24 protein-coding genes are annotated in these 23801 nt (G+C 64.1%); 8 read left to right on the forward strand and 16 right to left on the reverse strand.

The window, feature by feature from the left end; all coding sequences use genetic code 11:
* Positions 1–3 precede the first annotated feature (3 nt).
* The 5 genes from FCS99_RS15455 to FCS99_RS15475 form a co-directional block, all read right to left on the reverse strand.
* A complete protein-coding gene (locus FCS99_RS15455) occupies positions 4–678 on the reverse strand; it encodes a CpaD family pilus assembly protein (protein ID WP_138514192.1) in 675 nt (224 codons plus the stop codon).
* 11 nt (positions 679–689) lie between these two features.
* Complete coding sequence (locus FCS99_RS15460) at positions 690–2153, reverse strand: type II and III secretion system protein family protein (protein WP_233352869.1); 1464 nt, start codon at positions 2151–2153, stop codon at positions 690–692.
* An 11-nt stretch (positions 2154–2164) separates the two neighbouring features.
* On the reverse strand, positions 2165–3010 hold the full coding sequence (cpaB, locus tag FCS99_RS15465) for a Flp pilus assembly protein CpaB (RefSeq protein ID WP_138514196.1): 846 nt from the start codon (positions 3008–3010) through the stop codon (positions 2165–2167).
* 138 nt (positions 3011–3148) lie between these two features.
* Complete coding sequence (locus FCS99_RS15470) at positions 3149–3646, reverse strand: A24 family peptidase (protein WP_138514198.1); 498 nt, start codon at positions 3644–3646, stop codon at positions 3149–3151.
* A 137-nt stretch (positions 3647–3783) separates the two neighbouring features.
* On the reverse strand, positions 3784–3942 hold the full coding sequence (locus FCS99_RS15475; protein WP_011642356.1) for a Flp family type IVb pilin: 159 nt from the start codon (positions 3940–3942) through the stop codon (positions 3784–3786).
* 281 nt (positions 3943–4223) lie between these two features.
* Here FCS99_RS15475 and FCS99_RS15480 point away from each other — a divergent pair, with 281 nt between their 5' ends.
* From FCS99_RS15480 to FCS99_RS15490, 3 genes are read left to right on the forward strand one after another with little or no spacing between them, the layout of a single operon-like run.
* Entirely contained in the window at positions 4224–4694 is a 471-nt protein-coding gene (locus tag FCS99_RS15480) for a pilus assembly protein N-terminal domain-containing protein (RefSeq protein ID WP_171036410.1), read from the forward strand.
* A 22-nt stretch (positions 4695–4716) separates the two neighbouring features.
* Positions 4717–5268 (forward strand): TadE/TadG family type IV pilus assembly protein, encoded by a 552-nt coding sequence (locus FCS99_RS15485; protein WP_233352870.1) that lies wholly within the window; start codon positions 4717–4719, stop codon positions 5266–5268.
* Positions 5261–5800, forward strand: coding sequence for a TadE/TadG family type IV pilus assembly protein (locus FCS99_RS15490; protein WP_138514204.1), 540 nt, complete (start codon positions 5261–5263; stop codon positions 5798–5800). The genes FCS99_RS15485 and FCS99_RS15490 overlap by 8 nt, the downstream gene beginning before the upstream one ends.
* 18 nt (positions 5801–5818) lie before the next feature.
* On the opposite strand, the gene FCS99_RS15495 is transcribed toward FCS99_RS15490, so the two are convergent.
* From FCS99_RS15495 to FCS99_RS15515, 5 genes are all read right to left on the reverse strand, one after another.
* Positions 5819–6625 (reverse strand): aminotransferase class IV, encoded by an 807-nt coding sequence (locus FCS99_RS15495; protein WP_138514206.1) that lies wholly within the window; start codon positions 6623–6625, stop codon positions 5819–5821.
* On the reverse strand, positions 6618–7898 hold the full coding sequence (gene pabB, locus FCS99_RS15500; RefSeq protein WP_138514208.1) for an aminodeoxychorismate synthase component I: 1281 nt from the start codon (positions 7896–7898) through the stop codon (positions 6618–6620). The genes FCS99_RS15495 and pabB overlap by 8 nt, the downstream gene beginning before the upstream one ends.
* Before the next feature lie 7 nt (positions 7899–7905).
* A complete protein-coding gene (locus FCS99_RS15505; protein WP_138514210.1) occupies positions 7906–8667 on the reverse strand; it encodes a tyrosine-protein phosphatase in 762 nt (253 codons plus the stop codon).
* A gap of 60 nt (positions 8668–8727) precedes the next feature.
* Positions 8728–9378 (reverse strand): hypothetical protein, encoded by a 651-nt coding sequence (locus FCS99_RS15510; RefSeq protein ID WP_138514212.1) that lies wholly within the window; start codon positions 9376–9378, stop codon positions 8728–8730.
* A gap of 77 nt (positions 9379–9455) precedes the next feature.
* Positions 9456–10919: an AMP nucleosidase gene (locus tag FCS99_RS15515; protein WP_233352871.1), complete on the reverse strand. Its 1464-nt coding sequence runs from the start codon at positions 10917–10919 to the stop codon at positions 9456–9458.
* 55 nt (positions 10920–10974) lie between these two features.
* On the opposite strand from FCS99_RS15515, the gene FCS99_RS15520 reads away from it, so the two are divergent.
* Positions 10975–11790, forward strand: coding sequence for a crotonase/enoyl-CoA hydratase family protein (locus FCS99_RS15520; protein ID WP_138514216.1), 816 nt, complete (start codon positions 10975–10977; stop codon positions 11788–11790).
* 132 nt (positions 11791–11922) lie between these two features.
* Positions 11923–14505 (forward strand): bifunctional aspartate kinase/diaminopimelate decarboxylase, encoded by a 2583-nt coding sequence (locus tag FCS99_RS15525; RefSeq protein ID WP_138514218.1) that lies wholly within the window; start codon positions 11923–11925, stop codon positions 14503–14505.
* Here the strand turns inward: FCS99_RS15525 and FCS99_RS16175 are convergent.
* Complete coding sequence (locus tag FCS99_RS16175) at positions 14502–15461, reverse strand: alpha/beta hydrolase family protein (protein WP_171036411.1); 960 nt, start codon at positions 15459–15461, stop codon at positions 14502–14504. The genes FCS99_RS15525 and FCS99_RS16175 overlap by 4 nt on opposite strands.
* A gap of 72 nt (positions 15462–15533) precedes the next feature.
* Here FCS99_RS16175 and FCS99_RS16180 point away from each other — a divergent pair, with 72 nt between their 5' ends.
* Together FCS99_RS16180 and FCS99_RS15540 are read left to right on the forward strand one after the other, a co-directional pair.
* Positions 15534–16571 (forward strand): hypothetical protein, encoded by a 1038-nt coding sequence (locus FCS99_RS16180; RefSeq protein ID WP_171036412.1) that lies wholly within the window; start codon positions 15534–15536, stop codon positions 16569–16571.
* Between the two features lie 92 nt (positions 16572–16663).
* Positions 16664–16969 (forward strand): putative quinol monooxygenase, encoded by a 306-nt coding sequence (locus tag FCS99_RS15540; protein ID WP_138514224.1) that lies wholly within the window; start codon positions 16664–16666, stop codon positions 16967–16969.
* A gap of 12 nt (positions 16970–16981) precedes the next feature.
* Here FCS99_RS15540 and FCS99_RS15545 read toward each other — a convergent pair whose 3' ends face one another.
* The gene (locus FCS99_RS15545; protein ID WP_138514226.1) at positions 16982–17428 is read right to left on the reverse strand and encodes a DUF4396 domain-containing protein; all 447 of its coding nucleotides are present in this window, start codon (positions 17426–17428) and stop codon (positions 16982–16984) included.
* A gap of 72 nt (positions 17429–17500) precedes the next feature.
* On the opposite strand from FCS99_RS15545, the gene cueR reads away from it, so the two are divergent.
* Positions 17501–17884, forward strand: coding sequence for a Cu(I)-responsive transcriptional regulator (cueR, locus tag FCS99_RS15550; protein ID WP_138514228.1), 384 nt, complete (start codon positions 17501–17503; stop codon positions 17882–17884).
* 12 nt (positions 17885–17896) lie between these two features.
* Here cueR and FCS99_RS15555 read toward each other — a convergent pair whose 3' ends face one another.
* The 4 genes from FCS99_RS15555 to FCS99_RS15570 form a co-directional block, all read right to left on the reverse strand.
* Complete coding sequence (locus FCS99_RS15555; RefSeq protein ID WP_138514230.1) at positions 17897–18928, reverse strand: ribonucleotide-diphosphate reductase subunit beta; 1032 nt, start codon at positions 18926–18928, stop codon at positions 17897–17899.
* A 171-nt stretch (positions 18929–19099) separates the two neighbouring features.
* Positions 19100–20557, reverse strand: a complete 1458-nt coding sequence (locus tag FCS99_RS15560; protein ID WP_138514232.1) for an amidohydrolase family protein — start codon at positions 20555–20557, stop codon at positions 19100–19102.
* Positions 20558–20579: 22 nt separating this feature from the next.
* Positions 20580–21395 (reverse strand): lipid A-modifier LpxR family protein, encoded by an 816-nt coding sequence (locus FCS99_RS15565; protein ID WP_138514234.1) that lies wholly within the window; start codon positions 21393–21395, stop codon positions 20580–20582.
* Positions 21396–21633: 238 nt separating this feature from the next.
* Complete coding sequence (locus FCS99_RS15570; RefSeq protein ID WP_138514237.1) at positions 21634–23529, reverse strand: ribonucleoside-diphosphate reductase subunit alpha; 1896 nt, start codon at positions 23527–23529, stop codon at positions 21634–21636.
* Between the last annotated feature and the right edge of the window lie 272 nt (positions 23530–23801).

Raw genomic sequence — 23801 nt, forward strand, 5'->3', positions numbered from 1 at the left:
TTCTTAATCGTTGTTCACGTTGGAGACCGCACCGCTCTCGTGTTCGGAGCGATTGCTGGCTGTGGATTCACCGGCCCGGTAGAGGTCGATGACGGTCTGACGGCGACCCGTATCCGGATCCCCCATCGTGCGCGGCGCGACCAGGTCCCGGGGGTCCGCCACCATGGCCGCCAGATTGGCCGCCATCGCACAGCCGAAATTGGCATGGCGCTGATTGTCGTATTCCATCGCCAGATTGTCCCAGCTGGAACCGCATTCCGGCGCCACGGCAGCATAGCGGGTGAAGGAGAAGATCAGCTCCCCGCTCTGCGCGCCGCGGGCGTCATAGGCTCCGCCGGCGATCTGGCGCCAATTGATACCCTGTTCGTAGAAAAAGGTGCGCGCTTCGGAGATCGCGCCGATGGCGGCGTCCTCATTGGCCGCGCCCTGCGGGTAGGAAATCACCAGCGGGCCATGGCCCCGTGCCTGGTATTCCGCGGCAATCGCGGCCAGCTGGCTTTGCTGGGCCCAGGTCAGGCCATTGTCGCGCGGGTCGATCGCCATGGACGAGCGGAAGGTCTCCGCCACGGCCGTGGCCTGGTGCTGACCCAGATCTGCGGTCGGCGTCGTACAGGCCGGAAGCCAGGCGGCGAGCGCCAGGGTCGCCAGGGCTGCGTATGTCTTTTTATTCGCCACCATCACCCACTCCATCAATCGAACAGGAAGCCGACCGGGCCGGTCCAGCCGCGATCACCCGTGTCCGATCCGGGAACCGAATAGACCTGGTTGATGCGGTTGAAGAACAGGCTGGAGGCTTCGCTCGCCGTGCGGAAACCGTCTGCCGGGGTCGACAGATTGTTCGGATTGGTCGGGTCCACCAGATACGGGGTGACCAACACGACCAGTTCGGTTTCCTGGTTTTCGAAATCGCGCGACCGGAACAGGGAGCCCAGAACCGGCAGGTTCTGCACGCCCGGCACACCGTCGAGATTCTGACGCGTCTCTTCCTGGATCAGGCCCGCCAGGACCAGGGATCCACCTGACGGCAATTCCACCGTCGTCTCGGCGCGGTTCACATTCAGGGCCGGGATCGTCAGACCCGGGACCTGGCCGATGATATTGCCCTCATCATCCGTGACGGCGCTGGACTGGTAGGTCAGCGAGCCCTGATTGGTCAGCTCGGACACTTCAGTGGAAATGCGCAGGCTGATGCGGCCTTCCGACAGGACCACCGGCGTGAAGCCGAGGCCGACACCGAAGGGCTTGTACTCGATGATGATATTGCCATCGCGGTCACGGCCCACCGGGACCGGGAATTCACCGCCGGCCAGGAAGTTGGCGCTCTCGCCCGTGATCGCGGTCAGGTTCGGCTCGGCCAGGGTGCGGACCAGGCCCACGCGTTCCATCGCCTGCAGGAGGGACTGGACATTGCCGATCCCGTCGCCGGAATTGCCGCTCACCCAGTCGATCACGGCACTGGTGCCGCCCAGGAAACGGCCGACGCGGGAGAAGTCCGGCTGGCTGGCCACGGAGAAACCGAATTCGCCCGACGTGCCGCCGGCCGTCAGATTGACGCCCAGCTGGCGCACGATCGTGCGCTGCATTTCCACGATCCGGACCTTGAGCATGACCTGCTCGCGGGCCTGCACCGTGACCATGTTGAGAATATTGTCAGGCTCGTCCACCCAGCGCTCCGCGATACGCAGGGCAGCATCGGCGTCCGAGGCGCTCGGCACAGAGCCGGACAGGACGATATGGTCATTCATGGCTTCGGCGTTCACCCGCGCATTCGGCAGAAAGCGTTGCAGCGCGTCACGCAGCGGTGCCAGATCCCGCTCGACCCGCAGGTCCAGATCGAGGATCAGCTGACCATCGGCATCAAAGAAGAAGGCATTCGTCTGGCCGATCCCCATGCCCATCAGATAGGCGCGGCGCGGCGTGCGCACGACGGCATCGACGACTTCCGGATTGGTGACCAGGACATCGGCCACATCCACCGGCAGGTGAACCACGGCGGCCTTGTCGAGCGGCAAATCGAGGCTTTCCGAGACCGGGCCATTGCCCGGTTCACGGATATAGACCTGCATCGTGTTGCCACGTTCACTGCCGGGCGCCTGGGCCAGGGCCGGGGCCGACATCGCCAGGGCGGCGAGAAGGATCAGGGGGCGGATCATCGCGTCAGTCCTCACTCGTCTCCGGCCAGCGCGACCTGTTGGGCGCGGCCATAGCGGATCAGGGTTACATGGCTGGAGCGGCCTTCACGCGGCTGTTCCAGGCTCGAAGGTTGCGGCACCGGATCGCCGCCGCTGACCAGTTGCGGACCACCGGTCGCATTGTCGGTCAGGCTGCGCAGGACGAGAGAGACCTCGCCGCGGGCCACGGCCAGCGACACGGCGCGAGCCTGTTCGGGGGTCAGTTCCAGCGTGGCGGTTTCACCCAGCACGACATCCTCGCCTTCGCCATCTCCGAAAGTCTGGTCGATCGCGAGGACTCGGGTGTTCTCGACGATCGTGCGAGCCACGAAATTGCGGCCACCGCGACGGCTTTCGCTTTCCTCTTCAAAGGAGACGATCACATCAACGCGGTCATTGGGCAGAATGAAGCCGCCCGCGCCCGTCTCGGCCGAGATCGGCACGGCGACAGCGCGCATGCCCGGCGTCAGGACAGCGGCCATGAAGCCGGCATCGCCAGGCTGCACCAGCCGGCGGCCGGTGATCGGTTCGCTCTGGCTGATCGGGGCGCGAACCACCGAGCCGGCAAAGTCCTCAATGCCCTGGCCGCGGCCTTCCACGATATAGCCCGGCGCAATGGCTTCATCCGGCCAGGCCTGCCAGTAAAGGTCGGAGGCGGAAATGCGCGCGCCAATGGTCAGGTCACTGCGGGCTGCCAGAATACGGACCGCCGGACGTTCCTCCTGTACCTGAACCACTTGTGGGGCTTCCGGGCCGGACATGGCCTGGCGGACAAAAAAGGCGACCGCGACGGCCGCGACGGCGGCAGCAGCGAGAATAGCGATACGGACAGCGTTCATGGGACGCTCAAACCTCTCGGACGCACGAATACGTCAGACAGGAGACGTTGAATTCCTCAAAGTCGCGTTAATGCTATTGAGACAATGCGTTTGAAGGGCCGGTTTTTTGTAATCGCCTGCAGCGCCTAGCTGATTCGACTAAAAAGCGCTGAAAATTGGCGTCGCCGGAAGGGTCCAGAAAACCCCTGCTGCGATCGCGATTCCGTAGGGGACAGGAGCCCCTTTTTCCAGGGCCGTTTCGGACGTCCAACCGCTTGGAATCCGCATCAAAGGGGCACCATGACGCAACAAGAGCAGCACCAGGACCAGCACACCGCCGGCCACCACGGTGTGCAAGAGGAAGGGGAATAAGGAATCCCAGCCCATCCAGACCGCGACAGCGGCAAACATTTTGGCATCACCGCCGCCGATCCAGCCCGGGGCAAACAGGGCAAACCCGATCAACAATCCCAGAAAACCGGCCAGGATGTGGAATCCGAAGAGCGGCCAGCTGAACCCGGCGGCAAAAGCCGCAACGGGAAAGGCCAGGGCGATGATGCCGCACAACCAGTTCGGAATGATGAAGCGCACCGCATCCGACAGGGCCGCCGCCGCGACGAGACCCACAAAGATCACGATCAGTATTTCGATGGCCATCCCGGTCCCCTCTTCCTGCGCGCGAAGAAAAGCACAGAGGTTTTAAAATCCGGTTGGCAGGGTAGAGCTCCCCCAAAACGAAGAAGGCCGCTCCGTTGGGAGCGGCCCTCGCCGTCTTTACACGATGTGCGGTTCGCTTAGAGCGCGCCGGCAACCGTGTTGAAGTTGTCGCTGACGCCCGTACCAAGGGCAGTCACGGCACCGATGATGACCACGGCGATGAGGGCGGCAATCAGGCCGTACTCGATAGCGGTGGCGCCGGATTCGTCTTTGAAGAAGCGAGAAATCATTTTCATTTTTAAACTCCCGTGTAGGTACCCATCCATCAGGAGCTGATCCGTCCCGACCCCTCCTGAACGATGCCCATCAAACACGAGAACAATTTCGGTCTAGTAAAAATACGTGGTTACCAAAATCTGTACGCTGCACTTTGTGCGCTATAGTTAAAAATCGGATAACGATATTGCCCAACTGAAAAACAAATTACCAAACAAATAAATGCGCCCCCGTTTATAAAAGATTCAGACGCGCGCGCGAGACTGGGGACATGTTCAGTCGACCGGGACGGAGTGCCCCCATGATCAAACGGATAGCTGCCGCGTTCACCTTGGCCCTCGCTTTCATGGCGCCCGCCGCCGCCAGCGATATCGACATCGCCGTCGAGCACGCCCAGGTCATCCGCCTTCCCGGTGATGCCTCGGCCGTGGTGGTGGGCAATCCCTCGATCGCCGACGCCATGGTCCATGACGGTCGCACCCTGATCCTGACCGGCCGCCTGCAGGGGCGCACCAATGTCATCGCGCTCGATCGCATCGGTCGTGTCATCTATTCGCGCGACATCGTCGTCAGCAATCCGGTGGACAATCAGGTCGCCCTCTTCCGCGGCCCCGACCGGTCCACCCTGTCCTGCGGCGATGTGTGCGAGGACATCCCGCGCGTCGGCGATGAGCAGACCCGCGTGGAAGGCCTGACCGACCAACAGCGCAACCGTCTCTCCATTGCCGACCAGGCCATGGCAGGCGATGACTCCGGCGGCATGCCGCAATAAGTCGCGCCCGAGGGGGATGATCATGCGTCTTGCGGGTCTCAAGCCCAGCTTCAAGCCGGCACCCTGGCGCCGGCTTCGACGTGACCAGAAAGGGGCCACGGCGGTGGAATTCGCCATGATCGCCGCCCCCTTCTTCTTTCTCCTCTTTGCGATGATCGAGATTGCGGCCGTGTTCTTCACCGGCACGGTGCTGGAAAACGCCGTGCTGGAAGCGGCCCGGCAGATCCGTACCGGCCAGGCCCAGTCCGGCGGCATGTCCCAGGCCGGTTTCCGCCAGGAAGTCTGCGACCGGATCGGCGTGGTCGGCGATTGCGACCGGCTGGAGATCGATGTCCAGGTGTTCGAGGACTTCAATGATGTCGACCAGTCCAGCCCGATCGATGGCGGTGGACAGATGGACACGTCCGGCTTCGGCTGGGATCCGGGGGATGCCGGCGACATCGTCCTGGTCCGCGTCTTCTATCGCTGGACGCTGATGACGCCGAATTTCGGCGGCGCCCTGTCGAACATGGAAGGCAATCAGCGCCTGATCACGGCGGCCACGGTTTTCCGGAACGAGCCCTTCGATGATTAAGGCCCTGACCTCTCTCCTGCGCCGTTTCCGGCGCGAAACCGCCGGCGTCTCCGCCGTCGAATTCGCCCTGATCGCGCCCTTCATGATCCTGCTCTATCTTGGCGCGGTCGAGGTCAGTCTCGCCCTGTCGATCGACCGCAAGATCACCAGCGTGTCCTCGGCCCTGGCCGACCTGGTCGCCCAGGATGACATCATCACCGATGACGAGATGAATGACATCCTCAATGCCGGTGCCGTGATCGTGGCGCCCTTCTCGACCGAACCGCTGCAGATCCGCATTTCCAGCGTCTTCATGAATCCGGATGAGAGCGTGGAAGTGACCTGGAGCGACGCCTTGAACACCTCGCCCTTGGCCGAAGGCGGGTCCGTCGCCGTGCCCCAGGGCGTGCTCGACCGGAACCGGTCGATCATCATGGTGGAAGTGGATTATCGCTACGACACCATGTTCGACCAGCTGGGCGTCAACGGGTTCGACATTTCCGAAGTCTTCTACCTCCGCCCGCGCCGTTCCATCGTGGTCTCGCGGAATTAGGGAAGGCGGACCTTTCCTCTAATCCAACAGATCCGCGATCGGACCCGGAATGCCGGATCCCGTGGCAACGGCTTTGCCGTCCAGGGCGGAGACCGGGATGGCCCCCATCAGGGCATTGGTGACAAAGACACACTCCGCACCAGTCAGGGCCTCGCGGCCGAAGGCCCCGGTCTCCACGGGAATGGCATCAAGAATGGCGGCTCGGGCCGTGCCCGGCAGGACGGCACATTCCAGACCGGGCGTGAACAACGTGCCCGAGCGCATCCAGAACAGATTGGCGCAGTCGGCACCGGACAAATAGCCGCCGGTATCCAGAAGCAGCGCCATGCCGGCCCCGGCATTGCGGGCCTCCCGGCGCGCGGCGAGATTGTCAGTATAGCCCAGCGTCTTGTGCGCAGCGGCCAGACTGGTCGGCGAACGGCGGATCAGACTGGTTTTCAAGGCAATGGAATTGGGCGGCGCCGTGCGGCGGGCCGCCGTCAACAAGACGGCCGGCTGCCCCTTCGGGTCGCGATCCAGGCCGCGCGGACCGATCCCGGCGGTGACCGTCAGGCGCAGGGCCGCATCCTCCAATCCGTTACGCTCGCAGATTTCCGCCGCCAGATCGCCCAACTCATTCCCGGTCAGGGGCGAGCACAGGCCCAGCGCCGTACAGGCAGACTCCAGCCGCGCGACATGCCGCTCCAAGCGTTCCACCGCCTGGTTGCGCCAGCGCAGGGTTTCAAACACGCCATCGCCGAGCAGGGCACCGCGGTCGGCGGCCGGCCAGCTGGCCGCGCCGGCCGTCAGCCATTCCCCGTCCAGCCAGACCACGGCCTCACTCATGCCCGCCTCCCAGCGCCCGGCGCAGCGCCGAGGCCTTGGTCAGGGTTTCGGCATATTCCGCCTCCGGCTCGGAGTCGGCGACGATCCCGCCGCCCGACCGGACGCTGGCCCGCCAATGCCCGTCAGCCTGCCGGCGCAGGGATGCCGTTCGGATCATCACATTCAGGTCCATGGCCCGCTTCCCGTCGATCCAGCCCAGAGCTCCACAATAGGGCCCCCGGGGCTCGGCTTCGAGCTCGGAAATGATTTCCATGGCGCGAACCTTGGGGGCGCCGGTGATTGAACCGGGCGGAAAGGCCGCTTCCAGCACGTCATAAACATCGCGCCCGGGTGCCAGCGCGCCGGTCACCACAGAGACCAGATGGTGCACATTCGTGTAGGTCTCGACATCGCAAAGCCGGGGGACTTTCACACTGCCCGCCGCGCAGACCCGGGACAAATCATTGCGCATCAGGTCGACGATCATCAGGTTTTCCGCGCGATCCTTGGCACTGGCGGTCAATTCCGCGGCCAAATCGGCATCACGGGCGGGATCGGCATGACGCGGCCGCGTCCCCTTGATCGGACGTGCCTCCACAACGCCGTCGGCCACCTCGACGAAACGTTCCGGCGAATTCGTCATCACCACGCGATCATCATCCAGGCGGAAATAGGCTGCATGCGGGGCCGGCGACTGGGCGCACAAACGGGAAAAGACACCGAAGGGCGTCTCCTCCGGGGCCAGATCCGCATCAAAGCCTTGCGAGAGATTGACCTGGAAGACATCGCCGGCGCGGATATAGGCCTTGGCCTGGCGCGCGGCCGCCAGATAGGTCTCCAACGACCAGCGGGGTGACCAACTGGCCGGCGCGGCGGGCCTGGCGTCCGGCGGTTCCAGACCGTCGCCCAGCTGGTCCACAAAGGCTTCGGCGGCCGCCCGGTCCGGCGCGAAGACGTCCAGACCATCCGTTTCGCGATCGAAACGAGCCCAGACCGGATAGCGCCCCACGACCTGGGGCGGCCAGCGCGGATCGAGATGTGGCAGGCGCTCGAAGGCCGCGGCCAGGTCATAGCCGAACAGGCCGGCATGCAAACCGTCCGTCTCGCGAGCCGAAGCCGCCAGCGCCTCGAAGGCCGCCCGGCCCGCGCCCTCGAACACGGCGTCGGGCGCCGCGAATATCCGCGCCCGTCCCTGGCGGCCATCATGCAGAAGCAGGGCATGCGCCTGTCCGGACAAGGGCGCGAACGCCGCCAGCGGGTCACGCCAGGGCAGTCGGAGGACGGGATGGGTCATGGCCGGTTCAGGCGAGCCAGCGCTGTCGCAGCGCCTGGCGCTCCGCCTCGGTAATGCCCAGCTGCTCGGTGACGTATTGATCCGTCGAGCCCATCGTGCGGAAGGCCTCTTCCAGATAATCGCCATCCACGCCGAGGAAGACCTGCATCATGGCCGCGGGCATGGGCTGGCCATCCTCCGAGCGGACGCGTTCCTGGATGCGCGGGATGATCTCGTCGAAATTCACCGCCTTGTTGGTCAGCAGATAGTCCTCGACAATGGCGTCATGGTCGACGCCCAGCTCGTCGAGAATGAGGGCGCAGAAAATCCCGGTCCGGTCCTTGCCGGCCGCGCAATGCACGAGGAAGCCGGAATCCGCCTCGCCGGAGGCCAGCGCTTTGTAGGCTTCGCGATAGACTTCCTGATTGCACGCTTCCATCGGGATGCGGCGATAGGCCGACATCATGTAATCACGCACGGCCTCTTCGGTGTGGATGCCCTTGCGCAGGAAGGCCAGGTGCGGCGGCTCGCCGGAATTGCCCTGTTCGGAGGCAATTACGCGGACATGGTCCGGCCAGTCGAAGGGTTCATTGTCGCGTTCGCGCCGCTTGCGCAGATCGGCCACGACCTTGATGCCCAATTCCTCGAACACGGCCCGGTCGGCCTCGCTGGCGCGACTTTGATGGCCGGAACGGAACAGACCTTCGCGCACCTTGGCGCCATCGGCTGCGTCATAGCCGTGGAAGTGTCTGAAATTGTGGACGCCGTCGAGTTGTCTGATGCGTGTCATGCCATGGAGGTACGCAATCCGCTGGCCCGCGGCAAGACCGGAAATTCGAATGACGGACCGCTATTCCTGAAGCGCGGCAGGCGGCTCGATCCCGTTCTCCTGCAGCACGACAAGCTGGCGCCGCAAATGATCGATGAGGAAGCGCTCCTGGGAGGCCAGTTCGGAGAAGCCCGTCTGGGTAAAGCGCAGGCTTGCCGCGACCTCCTGCTCACGCATCACATCCGGGCCGGAGAACAGCAATTCGACAATCTGCCGCCAGGTGGATTCCACGCCGCTGGCCTGCATTTCATAGATCCGCGCCGTCGTCGCCACGAGTTCGTAGGGCATCACATCCAGCTGCCCGTGCTGCTGGGCGTGCGTCCAGGCAAAATCCGACAAGCCCGGCGCGTTCACCCCCCGCGGCAGGACACGGGGGAATTCATCGAACACGATGCCGCGAACGGGACCGTCAGCCGCCTCGATCTCCGCCAGCCGCTCATCGATCAGGGACACCACGGATTCATGGTAGGCCACCACTGCTTCCAGCTGCGCGACATTGTCCTCGATCTCGGCGGCAACCCGGATCATGGCATCGGTCGCGGCCTGCCGGTCGGCCACGGTCTCGCGCCATTCATTGACGATGAAACCGAGCACGACCGCAAAAACGATCAGCACGCCTTCGACAATGGCACGGCCGAGCCAGGCGGACACGGGAGAGGACGAGGTCGACATGAGGAAATTCCGCGTTTGTTTCCGCCAGCATAGGCAGAAGACAAGCGCGGCGTCACCCTCAACGTGTTGCCCGGTCCCTATCTGAAGGGCGGCTCGTCGAAACTGCGCAGTTTGCGCGAGTGCAGGGCGGCGCCCTCATCCTTCTTCAGGATCTCGATCGTCTCCAAGCCCGCGGCCAGGTGTTCGGACACCGAACGCTGGTAGAAGAGATTAGCCGCGCCGGGCAGTTTCAGCTCGCCATGCAGCGGTTTGTCCGAGACGCAGAGCAGCGTGCCATAGGGCACCCGCAGACGCAGGCCATTGGCGGCGATCGTGGCGGATTCCATGTCCACGGCGATGGCGCGGGACTGGTTGATCCGGCGGGCCTGCTGGGCATAGCGCAGCTCCCAGTTCCGGTCGGCATAGGTCGCCACGGTCCCGGTCCGCAGCCGCGCCTTCAGGGCCTCGCCCGTATCCCCGGACACGCTGGCAACGGCCTCCTCCAGGGCAATCTGGATTTCCGCGATCGGCGGAACCGGTACGGACAGGGGCAGATCCTCGTCCAGCACCGAGTCATAGCGTAGATAGGCGTGGGCCAGGACATAATCGCCCAGTCGCTGGGAGTGTCTCAGACCGCCACAATGGCCGATCATCAGCCAGCATTGCGGCCGCAGCACCGCCAGATGGTCGGTGATATTCTTCGCGTTCGACGGGCCGACCCCGATATTGACCAGGGTGATGCCGCGACCGCCCGGCGCCTTGAGGTGGTAGGCCGGCATCTGGAAGCGCCGCCAGGGCGCCCCCTCGACCACGGCATGGGCGTTCGGCGTATCCGCCGTCACCGTCACATTCCCCGCGGCGGAGAAGGCTTCATAATGATTGTCTTCCTTCAGCTGGCGGATCGCCCAGGCGGTGAAGGCATCGACATAGCGGTGATAGTTCGTGAACAGGATGAATTGCTGCACGTCTTCATAAGGCGTGCCGGTATAGTGCCGCAGGCGCTGCAGCGAGTAGTCCACCCGCGGCGCCTCGAACAGGGAGAGCGGCTTGTCCTCGCCCGGCACGGAGGGTCGCAGCCCGTTGGGCAATTCATCATCGACCTTGGACAGGTCGGCATAGGGGAAGTGGCGGACCAGCTCGGCCGGGCTGGCCGCATTCATGTCCAGATCATCCGCCCCGTCCAGCACGTAGGAGAAGGGAATCTCCACCTGGGACGGCCCGGTCTCGATCGTGATCTCGTACTGGTCCTGCAGCAAGGAGAGTTGCTCGATCAGGTAATCGCGGAAATGCTGGGGATTGGTAATGGTGGAGGCATACACCCCGGTATCGGTGAACTTGCCGAAGGCGCGGCTCACCGGAGGCGGCGGCCCGTCGGGCAGATAGGTGACCCGGAGCTCCGGATACACAAAAGCGCCAGACTGGCGCTCTTCTTCACTCGGGGGATGTCCGCCATCCAGGAAAGTCTTCAGAGCGGATTGGAGGCGTTCGACGGAAGCTTGGTAGAGCGCATCCAGCTGCTCCACCGCTTCTTCTGGTGTTCTAGCAATTTTATGTTTTGTCATCGCGCACCTCATGCCTGAATTTGGCGCGAGCGTAAATAGGACAGAGAACAGAGACATGACGCAGATCGAAAACTTTCATGACCGTGTCGAGGCCCGCCTGGACGGGTCTGTCGCCCATATCGAGATGGTCCGCGAAGACAAGCTCAACGCGCTCGATCCGGCCATGTTCGACGCGCTGATCGCGGCCGCGGACTGGCTGCGCGGCCAGAAAACGGCCCGCGTCGCCATCCTGTCCGGCCGCGGCCGCATGTTCTGCGCCGGGCTCGATTTCGGCAGTTTCGCGGCCATGTCGGAGGATGGCGGCGAGTCGGCCAACTCGCTGGAAGCGCGCACGCACGGCCTGTGCAACAAGCCGCAATATGTCGGCTATGTCTGGCACGAGATGGAAATCCCGGTGATCTGCGCCATCCAGGGCGGGGCACTGGGCGGGGGTCTGCAGATCGCGCTGGGCGCCGATATCCGCATTGCGGCCCCCGACGCCAAGATCGCCATTGCCGAGACGCAATGGGGCCTCGTCCCCGACATGTCCGGCTGCGCCACCGTGCGCCGCCTGGTCCGCGATGATGTCCTGCGCCTGCTCACCTATACCGCCCAACGGCTCGACGGCACGCAAGCGCAGGCCCATGGCCTGGTCACCGAAGTCAGCGCGGATCCGCTGGCCCGCGCCAGGGCGATCGCCGACGCCATTGCCGGGCGCAGCCCCTCGGCCATCCGCGCCTGCAAGACCCTGCTCAACACGCTGGATGACGGCGATGCGGCCGAGATCCTCCAGGCTGAATCCGACCTGCAGCAATCGGTCATGGGCGGCCCCAACCAGGTCGAGGCCGTGATGGCCAATCTGGAAAAGCGGGCACCCGTTTTCGCCGATTGACGGCAAAAGCCGTGCGCTGACCGCCGGTGTCAGACCGGGATTGCGCATTTATCTGTTGTTGCTGTGCACCATGACCTGTATGCACGCCGCGCCCCGGCCTCCCGGCCGGGCGCTCGTGTAATGGAGAAGGATATGAGCAACACGCACAATTGGGTCGTCCTGAAATTCGGCGGCACCAGCGTTAAGTCGCTGGCTGATTGGCGCGTGATCTCGAAACGGATTTCAGACGTGAAGGCGGAAGGCAAACGCGTGTTTGTCGTCCATTCCGCCGTCGCGAAAATCTCCGACCTTCTCGATGCGCTGGTGCGCAGCGCCGTGGCCGGTGACGGCGAGGCCGAGCTGGACGCGATCAAGACGCGCCATCTGGAGCTGGCCGCCGAGCTGGGCGTTGAGGGCGAAACCCTGCTCGCCCCCTATTTCGACGAACTGACGCGCCTGCGCGCCGGCCTGTCCCTGACCGGCGATGCCAGCCCGCGCCTGAAGGCCCGGATCATGGCCCAGGGCGAGCTGATGGCGACCACGCTGGGTCAGGCCTGGCTGGCCGGTGAAGGCGTCGCCTCGCGCTGGCTGGATGCCCGCAATCATCTGGCGGCCCTGCCGGCACCGGGCGCGCGCGGCTATCTGGCCTGCGACTGTGTCCACACCGAAGACGGCAATCTGCTGGCAGAGCTGGATGGCGGGCCGGATGTCATCATCACCCAGGGCTTCATCGCCCGGCGGGAGGATGGCGACACCGCCCTGCTCGGCCGCGGCGGGTCCGACACGTCCGGTGCCTATTTCGCGTCGAAACTGGGCGCCGAACGGATCGAGATCTGGACCGATGTCCCCGGTTTCTTCTCGGCGGATCCGCGCCTGACGGGCGCGGCCCGCCAGATCCGGTCGCTGGCCTATGAGGAAGCCCAGGAACTGGCCTCCATGGGCGCCGGCGTCCTGCACCCGCGCGCCATTGCGCCGGTGCGCGCGGCCGGGATCGAGATGCAGGTCCTGTGCACGCATCGCCCGGAGATGAGCGGCACCACGATCACCGCCACCCCGTCGGAAGATACGCCGCGCCTCAAGGCCGTGTCGGTGAAGAATGGTGTCCGCCTGATCACGATGGAAACGGACGGAATGTGGCGGGCCTCCGGCTTCCTGGCCGAGGCCTTCGAGCCCTTCTCGCGCCATGGCGTGTCCATCGACCTGGTCTCCACTTCGGAAACCTCGGTCACGGTCTCGCTTGATGATGATCCGGGTCTGACGCCGGACGTGATTGCGGCGCTGGAAGATGACCTCGCCAAGATCGCCCGGGTCACCCTGATCGAGAATTGCGCCGCCGTGTCCATGGTCGGCCGGGGCGTGCGCGCCCTGCTCGCCCAGCTCGGCCCGGCCATGGAGGCCTTCGCCCATTATCCGGTGCGTCTCGTCTCCCAGGCCGCCAACGACCTCAACCTCACCGTGGTGGTCGATGGCGATCAGGGCAAGCCGCTCTGCCGCCGCCTGCACGACCAGCTGATCCAACCCAAACCGATGGACAAGACCTTCGGTCCGTCCTGGCGCGAGATCGGCGAAAACCTGACCGGCACCCAGCCGGCCGGCACGGGCACCTGGTGGCGCGAGAAGCGTCAGGCGTTGATCGATCTCTGCCCCGCCGATGGCGCGACCTATGTCTATGACCTGGACACGGTGCGCACGCGTGCCGCCGCTGTCGCCGGTCTGAAGCATCTGGATCGCGGCTGGTATGCGATGAAGGCCAATGGCCATCCCGACATGATCCGCACCGCCGTCGAGGCAGGACTGGGCGTGGAATGCGTTTCCATCAATGAGGTGAAGGCCGCGCAAGAAGCCGTGCCCGACCTCACCGTCGACCGCATCCTGTTCACGCCGAACTTCGCGCCCAAGGCGGAATATGCCCAAGCGCTGGAGATGGGTGTCCATGTCACGCTGGACGGGCTGCACCCGCTGCGGGCCTGGCCGGAGATTTTCAAGGGCCGCAAGATCACGCTTCGGATCAATCCCCAGCGTCCGGAAGGCCACCACAAGCATGTCCGCACGGCTGGTCCGGAGGCCAAGTTCGGCCTCCACGCCGCCGAGCTGGACGAGGCCAAGGCGCTCGCCGCCCAGGCCGGGGCGATCATCAATGGTCTGCACGTGCATTCCGGTTCGGGCATTTCCGATCCGGACCATTGGCGCCGTGTCGGCCTCTTCCTGGTGGAAACAGCCCGCTCCATGCCGGATGTGGAAATCCTGGACCTGGGCGGCGGTCTCTCCGTCGACGAAGCCTCCGGTGTCCGCCGCATCGACATGGCGGCGCTGGACGCGGTGCTGGGTGATCTCAAGACCGCCCATCCGCACTACCAGTTCTGGATCGAACCCGGCCGCTACATCTCCGCGGAATCCGGTGTCCTCCTGGCCCGGGTCACCCAGCTCAAACACACGCCGGATGCCCGTTTCGTCGGCATCAATACCGGCATGAACTCGCTGATCCGCCCGGCGCTCTACGGGGCCCGCCACGAGATCGTGAACCTCACCCGTCTCGACGAGGACGCCACCTATATCGCTGATATTGTCGGCCCGATCTGCGAAACCGCCGACCGCCTCGGCGCCCAGCGTCTCATGCCCGACACACAGGAAGGTGACATCATCCTGATCGCCAATGGCGGCGCCTATGGCCGCGTCATGTCGAGCTCGTACAACATGCGCGAGCCGGCCGGTGAGGCGGTGATCCCGGTGAGCTAGATCAACCGGCCCAGCAGGAAGTCGTAGGCGGCCCGGCGTTCGGCGTCGGGGAAGCTGTGACCGGCGTCCGGGGTTTTCAGGACGAGGTCGCCGCCCGGCCAGAGCGGGGTGGCGGCCTCGGCCAGTTCGCGGGCCGAGGCGCATTCGAACGTGTCGTCGCGGGTCGGCGCGGAGATGAAGAGCGGACAGGGCGCGATTGCAGCCAGGACATCGTCGAAATCGGAGGGCAGGCGATTGACGCGGGTCTCGAATTCATCGGCGATGCGCGGCATGTATTTCTCGCGCAGGGCCCAGCCGGCCAGCCCCATCGGGTGATGCCGGGCATAGCTGGAAAAGCTGGAATAGCCGGCGCTGCAGACACAGGCCGCGATGCGCGGATCGTGGGCCGCCAGGAAAAGCGCATTGCTGCCGCCCAGGGAATGCCCGATCACGCCGATCACCGGATTGTAGCGACCGGTGATCTCCTGCAGCGCATCCAGGGCGAGGATGTGATTAACCAGACCCTTCTGGGAGACGCTGGCATAGCCCCATTCCTCATAAATCCGGTCGATATCGGGCTGGTACTGGCCGAAGAGCGGATAGTCCGGCGCCAGGACGACCGCGCCCTTGCGCGCCAGTTCCAGGGCGTAGGCCAGCCCGCGATCTCCCGCCAGACCGGCCGGTTCCGCCTTGCCCAGATCCGCCGGCTCCGTGGTCTGGTGCAGGGCCAGCACCAGGGGCAGGGCCGCGATCCGGATCCCGGCCGGATACAATAGCAGGCACGGCACTTCCTCGGGCGCATCCGCCTCGAACACGACACGTTCAACCACTATCCCGTCCAGCACGCGCTTGGCCTTGCGGGCGACCGGACTGCGGCGCGCGCGGATGCCCTCCACACGCGACCAGGTGAAGTCGGGCGCGCCGAGGATTTGTCCGAACCGTTCCAGCGGCTGACGGGCGGGGGGTTGAGTGCTCATGGCGCCAGCATATGCTGGAGCGCAGGGGAGAATACAGAGCGGTATCAGTAAAATGACCGCCGGGGGGATCAGATGACACGGCGTTTTCCTAAACCGAATGACCGGTTCCGCTACATGCTGACACGGGCGCCGGTCTGGCGGCTCCTGCTCTATTATGTCCTGGTCAATCTGCTGATCGCTGCCCTTCTGGCGGCCCTGACGCCCGTTCTCGCAACACTCGCAGCGGACACGGTCGGCGGCCCGGTCCGCACCGGCCCGCCCGGAGAGCTGATTGTCGGTTATCTGGCCCTGCTGGTCGGACAGGACTGGCCAGCCTCGGGCGTGACCGCCTTTTCCGGCTTTGCGGCCTTGCAGGCGGCCACGGGCATTATCGGCATCATCCTGCCCGCCATGCTGCTCGGGGCCGTGGTCTTCCGGGTGATGACGCCGAAGTCCGACCTGGTGGAATTCGAGCCGCACCTCTTCATCGAGGATGCCACGCCAGGCTCTGCGGCAGAGGGGCCGGCTGGTCTGGTCTCCACCTTCCACATCAGCACGCCCGTGCGCTGCTTCGACCTGTCGGTGACGCTCCACCTGAAATATTTCAAGCGCAACAAGCGCGGCCAGCCGAATGAGGAAGAACGCTTCCCCTGGCATTCGGTCACGCTAGGCACCGGCCTGACCGGCGGCGACAATCTCGCCTTGCCCTATGACCTGATCCCGACCCGTTTCCGGACCCAGGCCCAGATTTTCCGCGACCCGGACGCCTTCGAGGCCGCCGTCGCTTCGACCGGCCAGCAGAACCTGCCCCTGATCCTGATCGAGGACGGCCGTATCAGCCATGTCTATGTCGATGGCCGCAATCTGCGCCGCCAGGATGAGGACAGCGAGGACCATTGCGACCTCATGGTGGTCGTCCATGGCAGCCTGCCCGATGCCCAGGCCGAGCTGATGGAAGTCCATCGCTATGACCTGTTCCGCGATTTTCGGGACACGGCGGATCTGTCCAAGGCCTTCGAGGTGGAATATGTCCGCCGCACGGATGACTATTATGTCTCCAAGCTGCGGGATCGTCGCCGGAACTGGCTCTGGAGCCTGATCCGGCGCCTGCGCGGACCGCGTCATTTCTAGCAAAACAGGGCCCCGTGGCGGCAGAAAATTTCTTGCCTCACCGCATTCCCTTGTTAGCGTGGGAGAATTCACGTGTTGGGAAGGGCGTTCACATGTACGGGCTGATCGGGAAATTTACCGCTGTCAAAGGCGAGCGCGACGCGCTCATGGCCATTTTGGCCGAAGGCATGAAGGACATGCCCGGCTGCCATTCCTACGTCATCGCCCGCGATCCGTCCGACGCGAACGCCATCTGGATCACGGAAGTCTGGGACAGCGCCGACCACCACCAGGCCTCGCTCCAGCTTGCCTCCGTCCAGGCTGCCATCGCCAAGGGCCGCCCCCTGATCGCCGGCATGGACCGCATCGCCGAAACGATCCCGCACAGCGGGATCGGTCTGGCAGTGGAGCCGATCTGATCCGACCCGGCCTCAGTGGCAGCTCTTTCCGTGCGCGGCCAGGCGCCAGTAGTTATAGGGCAGCGGCGCGAGGAAACCGGCCACCAGCATGATCGGGATCACCCACCAGGTCAGCTTGGCCCCGCCGGTCAGCCAGACATCGACCGCATTCATCACCGCTTCCATGGCGATCATGGAGATGAAGGACATGCCGATCGCGGTCTTGAAAGCGACGGCCAACTCCATCTGGCGTGACATGATCCAGGTCTCCAGCGCGATCGAGGTCGCCAGGCCGTTGATGATGGCCAGTGTCATGATGGCGAGGGTCGGCCAGGGAATGCCCGTCACCTGGAAAAAGGCAATCGTCCCGAAATCACCGATCGAGCAGCCCAAAAGGCACCACGCCGTATTGGTCGAAGCCCGGCGCCAGTCCGGCAGGGATTGCCAGAAGCGCGGTTGTGTCAGTGTGGAGGCGGCCATGTCAGTCTCCTTCTTGCGGCGTCCACCCGAACACCTAATCTTTCCAGCAGGGGGAAGGTCAAGGAGACCGGTATGAAGATTTCACACGCTGCCCGTCAGGCCGGACTGCCGGTCAAGACCGTCCGCTATTACGCCGATATCGGCCTGGTGAAGCCGGCCGGCCGGTCGATGTCCGGATATCGGGAGTATGATGAGGCGGGCCTGGCCAAGCTGGGCTTTGTGCGCCGCGCCCGGGAATTCGGCTTCTCCATCGAGGAGTGCCGGGAATTGCTCTCGCTCTATGAAGACCGGGACCGGGCCAGCAGCGATGTCCGCACCATCGCCTCCGCCCATCTCGCAGAAATCGAGGAAAAACAACGCCAGCTCGCCGCCTTGCGGGACGAACTGGCGTATCTGGTCAAGACCTGCCAGGGCAATGACCGCCCCGATTGCCCGATCCTGGACCGGCTGGGCTGACGCCCCGGCGGTTTACTCCGCCGGTTCGGCGTCTTTCTTCTTCATCTTGTCGAACATGCCCCAGACGCCGTCATCGCCGTGCCAGTCGCCCTTGGTGGCGCCCTTGGAGTATTCAGTGGCACGGGCCTCGAAGAAGTTGGCGTGCTCGACCCCGTTGAGGATTTCCGTCAGCCACGGGATCGGGTGTTCCTTGACGCCATAGATCTCCGGCAGTTTCAGCTGCTTCATGCGCCAGTCGGCGATATAGCGGATGTATTGCTTGATATCGTCCGGCGTCATGCCTTCCACCTCGCCGGCCTCGAAGGCCAGTTCGATGAATTTGTCTTCCAGCTTCACCACGGTCTGGCAGCAATCGGCGATGTCGTCCTTCACCGCCTGGGTCAGCGCCCCGGTCTCTTCGGCGAAGGTGTGGAACATCTTCATCATGCCCTCGCAGTGCAGCGATTCATCGCGCACCGACCAGGACACGATCTGGCCCATCCCCTTCATCTTGTTGAAGCGCGGGAAGTTCATCAGCATCGCGAAGGAGGCGAAGAGTTGCAGGCCCTCGGTAAAGCCGCCGAACACCGCCATCGAGGTGAGGACATCCTTCTCGGTCTCAACGCCGAACTTGCCCAGATAGTCGTGCTTGGCCGCCATTTCCTCGTACTCCATGAAGGCGGAGAATTCGGAATCGGGCATGCCGATGGTTTCCAGCAGGAGGGCGTAGGCCGCGATGTGCACCGTCTCCATATTGGAGAAGGCGGACAGCATCATGCGCACTTCAACCGGCTTGAAGAGCGGCATGTAGTTTTCCATGTAATTCGCGCCGACCTCGACATCGGACTGCGTGAAGAAGCGGAAGATCTGCGTCAGCAGATTGCGCTCCTTGTCCGTCAGCTTGGTCGCCCAGTCCTTGCAGTCCTCGCCCAGCGGCACTTCTTCCGGCAGCCAGTGAACCTGCTGCTGGCGCTGCCAGAACTCATAGGCCCACGGATAGCGGAAGGGCTTGTAGGAATGGCTGGGACGAAGAAGTCCGGGAATCTCAAGCGTCGAATTGGACATGGTGACAGCCTTCTTGATGCGCCGGTGCGGCCGGTCGGAGAATCATTATCGAGAACACAACATATTGTGTTCAAGCTTACCGAAACGTCTACAGCTTGATGCGCCTTTGACGGACCGGACCTGTGGAGAGTGCGCGATTCGCGAGGTTTCAGCCATGCTTGGCTGACGCGTCTATTCCACCGGCGCTGTGTAGAGCTGAAGGTCGGACTGTTCCAGCAGGAAACCCGCCCGCATGACATGGGTGAGATCACGCATGTTCGCGATATCCGCCCTCGGGTCGGACGACAGCACGATCAGGTCAGCCAGCTTGCCCGCTTCCAGCGTTCCGAACCGGTCCGCCATCCCCATCGCATCAGCTCCGGCGCGGGTGGACATCTCGATGATGGCGCTGGCCGGCAAGCCGGCGGCCTGCATGGCCTCCATTTCCGGATTGATGGCAGCGCCGTGCAGGGTCAGCGGATTGCCGCTATCGGTCGAGGTGACGATCCGGACACCGGCCTCGTAAACGGCAAGGAGATTGGCCTGCATGATGTCCATTTCTTCCATGTAGTCGGCCCGGCGCTGCGCGATATCCTCGGCCGAGAGCTGGCCCGCGAAATCCTCATAGGCCGCGATATTGGAGATCCGGTCCCGCAGGGCCGCGTCGACACAGCCGTTGGGGTCATCAATCACTGACACGTTCTGCTCGGAGGCCGCGATGACCGCCTCATTCCAGTTCCCGCCCACGATCAGGGTCGGAGCATAAAACGTGTCATTGGCGATCAGGAGATCGAGAAACTCCTGGTCCACCGGCTGATCTCCAACCGAGTGGACCAGCATGAAGGCGCCCGCCCGAAGGGCGAGCTTGGCCTCGCGCAGATCGGTGGCGTGGACCAGAAGGGGCAGACCTGCCGCGTCTGCCGCTTCGCCGGCCGCCATCAGCAGGGCATCGAGCCGCTCCGCATCATCCGGATCAGGCCGCAGATACCAGACCTTGACCGCCTGCGCGCCGATCGACTGGAGAAAGGCGATATCCTCGGCGATATCGGCTTCGCTCTGCATGGGCAGGAAGACCGGCTGGTCCGCCAGCATGCCGACCATGAAGGGCGCGTTGTAGTCGACATGGGTGATCAGCGGCCCGGCGGCGCGGACATGGGCCCGGTCGGGACGGTCCGTATCCGTCGCCTGCTCATCGGTCACCGTCCAGACGGCGCCGCCGACGTCATAAACAGCGGTGATCCCGCTGCACAGGAAGGCGCGGTGCCACCGGCCCGGATCATCCCACAGATATTGGATCGTTTCGTCATAGGGATAGACATCGGTCGCCAGCGCTTCGGGGCGACCGTCGAGCCAGCCGGTCTGGTCGAAATGGACATGGGCGTCCACCAGGCCCGGCGTGATGAAGTGTCCGGTCAAATCCGTGCGCGGCGTTCCGTCCGGCACCGGGCAGTCCGCCGCCGAGCCGACACAGGCCAGCTCGTCACCGCGCACCAGGACCACGCCATCCTCGAAGGCCGGCCCGCCCGTCCCGTCGATCACCGTCGCGCCGGTCAGGGCCATCAGCCCGGTCTCGGGATCCGGTCCGGAACCGCCGCATCCGGCAAGAATGAGACCCGTCAGGGCTGCGCCCAGTGTTCGAACTGACGTCATGGCGAATTCCCCAAGTGAAAGCTTACCAGGTCCAGTTGACCGAAACCGCGCCGAATTCCTCGGTTTCGTCGAAGGTCGTCACGCCGGCCACATGGGCATATTCGCGGCGGACATAGGCCAGGGACAGATCGACATCGCCGACCCGCATCGCGATCCCCGCCTGGGCATCGCCCACGACCTGCCGGTCGGTGAGCTGCATGGCCGCGGAGAAGTCCATCCCCTCGCCCGGATTGTACATGAGCGCGCGCCGGTCGGCGCCCGCGAAGACATACCAGCGCGGCTGCTCGGCGGCTGCGCCCTGGAGGTATTGGCCGATCCGCACTTCCGCGCCGGCCCCGGCAGCTGACCCGTCCGGGCCGACCCGCACGCCGGCGCGGGGGGTGAAACTGACATCCAGCTCTTCACCATAGCCGCGTTGCTCGAAAGCCCGCTCATAGTTCACGGCCAGCACCGTATTCGGATCACTCCGGTCCAGGACGACGGGCGAATACGGGTCGCCGTCAGCGGAAAAGCGGGCCTGGCGATTGGCATCCACCACGGCGATTTCCAGGGAGCCGGCCTGGCCCAGATCCAGCCGCTGGCCCGGCGGCACGGTGAGGCCGGCCAGATCGTGCCGACGCAAGGGATCCTCCTGGTCCGACAAGGCGGTCATGGCCACGCGGGCTGCTTCCGGTGACAGGGGGCGCACATCCCCCTCGGCGCGAATCTGGTCCTGGATCATGTGGCGCGAGGACGCCCAACGGCTCTCCGCATATCCCGGCATGATCACCATGGCGCTGATTCCACTCAGCGCGATCACGCCGGCCGTGGCCATTTCGGCTGTCCGCCCCAAACGCATGACGCCTCCCCCCGGCGCTGACGCCAACCGGTTCACAGCGCCCCCTGCGCCCGCCCGGCCAGCCCGTCAGCGGAAAGGTTAACGCGGGCGCCGAGCGGCGTCCACGAAAACCCTTGCCGCAAAGCACAAACCCTTGAGCCATCACCGAAAACAAGAAAGGGAGCGCCCCCGGGCACTCCCTTCCAGGAGCCGGCCTCTCCCCCTCGAAGCGGCCGGCACTGTTCTGTGTCGCTGACGCCTACTGGCAGGCCAGGCACTCGTCGTAATCGGTCGGGGCCGCAGCCGCCATGGCCTTCTCGGCCTCCGACTTGGATTCGGACCCGGCATAGGCCGCACGCTGGATCGACTTGGAGCGGCAGTAGTAGAGCGACTTCACGCCCTTCTCCCAAGCCGTCCAGTGCAGCATGTGGAGGTCCCACTTGTTGATGTCGCCCGGCAGGAAAATGTTCAGCGATTGCGACTGGCACACAAAGGGCGTGCGATCAGCGGCATGCTCGATAACCCAGCGCTGGTCGATCTCGAACGCGGTCCGGAACAGAGCCTTTTCGTGCTCGTCCAGGGCATCGAGATGCTGGACCGAGCCCTCATGCTCCAGGATGGAGGCCCAGATGGCCGGCGTATTGAGGCCCTTGTCTTCCAGCACCTTCTCCAGGTTCGGATTCTTCACCGTGGTGGAACCGGACAGGGTCTTGTGCGTGTAGACATTGGCCGGGATCGGCTCGATGCCGGCGGAAACACCGCCACAGATGATGGAAATCGACGCTGTCGGCGCGATCGCCAGCTTGTGCGAGAAACGGGCCTTCACGCCGGAGGCTTCAGCATCCGGGCAAGCGCCCCGCTCTTCGGCGAGCTTCACCGAAGCCGCATCAGCCGCCGTCCGGATATGCTTGAACATTTTCATGTTCCAGGACTTGGCCATGGCGCTCTCGAAGGGCGCATTCATCTGCTGCAGGAAGGTGTGGAAGCCCATCAGGCCCAGACCGACCGAACGCTCCTGGATGGCGGAATAGACGGCACGGTCCATTTCCGCCGGGGCGCGATCGATGAAGTCCTGCAGGACATTGTCGAGGAAGCGGTAGATGTCCTCGATGAAGTCCGGCTCGTCCTTCCACTCCAGGTATTTGGCGGCATTGAGCGAAGACAGGCAGCACACGGCCGTGCGCTCCTTGCCGTTCTGGTCGAACCCGGTCGGCAGCATGATCTCGGCGCACAGATTGGACTGGCGCACTTTCAGGCCCAGCTTGCGCTGGTGGGCCGGCAGGGCACGGTTCACCGTGTCCGAATAGATGATGTAGGGCTCGCCGGTCTGCAGGCGCAGCTCGATGATCTTCTGCCACAGCTTGCGGGCATTGACCGTCTTCACGACCTCACCGGACTTCGGCGATTTCAGCTCGAACTCTTCATCATTCGCGACAGCGTGCATGAAGGCGTCGGAAATGTTCAGGCCATGGTGCAGGTTCAGGGATTTGCGGTTGAAGTCACCGGACGGTTTGCGAATTTCGAGGAATTCCTCGATTTCCGGGTGGTGGATGTCCAGATAGACGGCGGCCGAGCCGCGGCGCAGCGAGCCCTGCGAAATCGCCAGGGTCAGGCTGTCCATCACGCGGATGAAGGGAATGATGCCCGAGGTCTGGCCGACTTCGCCGATCTTCTCGCCGATCGAACGGACATCGCCCCAATAGGTGCCGATGCCGCCGCCATTGGAGGCGAGCCAGACATTCTCCGTCCAGGTGCCGACGATATCGTCCAGCGAATCCCCGACCGAGTTCAGGAAGCAGGAGATCGGCAGACCGCGATTGGCGCCGCCATTGGACAGGACCGGCGTGGCCGGCATGAACCAGAGACGCGAGATATAGTCATAAAGACGTTGGGCGTGTTCGGTATTGTCGGAAAAAGCCGTCGCCACGCGGGCGAACATGTCCTGATAGCTTTCGCCCGGCAGCAGATAGCGGTCTTCGAGGGTCTTTTTGCCGAAATCGGTCAGCAGCGCGTCGCGCGACCGGTCAATCGTGATGCCCTCGACCACGCGCAGATGCGCGCTTTCATTCGCTTTCGGCTTGCCGCGGTTTGTCGGCCGCGTGACCGAAACTTCGTTGTCCAACTGACGGTTGGTGGCCGAATCCAGTGGCGTCATGATGGCGTAACTCCCCAAGCCCGAGGCAAAAATTCCCGTTTGCGCGGTAGACAGCGCCGCGCAGCGAACAAACCCGAAAGGTCAAAGAAACTCTGTATAGTGTGTCGCCGTTTCCAGCCGACCCAACATATAGTGGATGAACCGTTTGGGCCGGTCAACGCCCAGAATGGTCCGTAGGCGGTTTTTTTGGTTAACAAACCCCTAACGCCCGAAGCCGGGCGAAAGAGCCGGTTAAGCTTCCTCAAGTCTCACGCGAGTTTCCGGCGATCAAT

Origin of the sequence: Maricaulis alexandrii (assembly GCF_005871165.1) — a bacterium.
Taxonomy (GTDB): Bacteria; Pseudomonadota; Alphaproteobacteria; order Caulobacterales; family Maricaulaceae; genus Maricaulis; species Maricaulis alexandrii.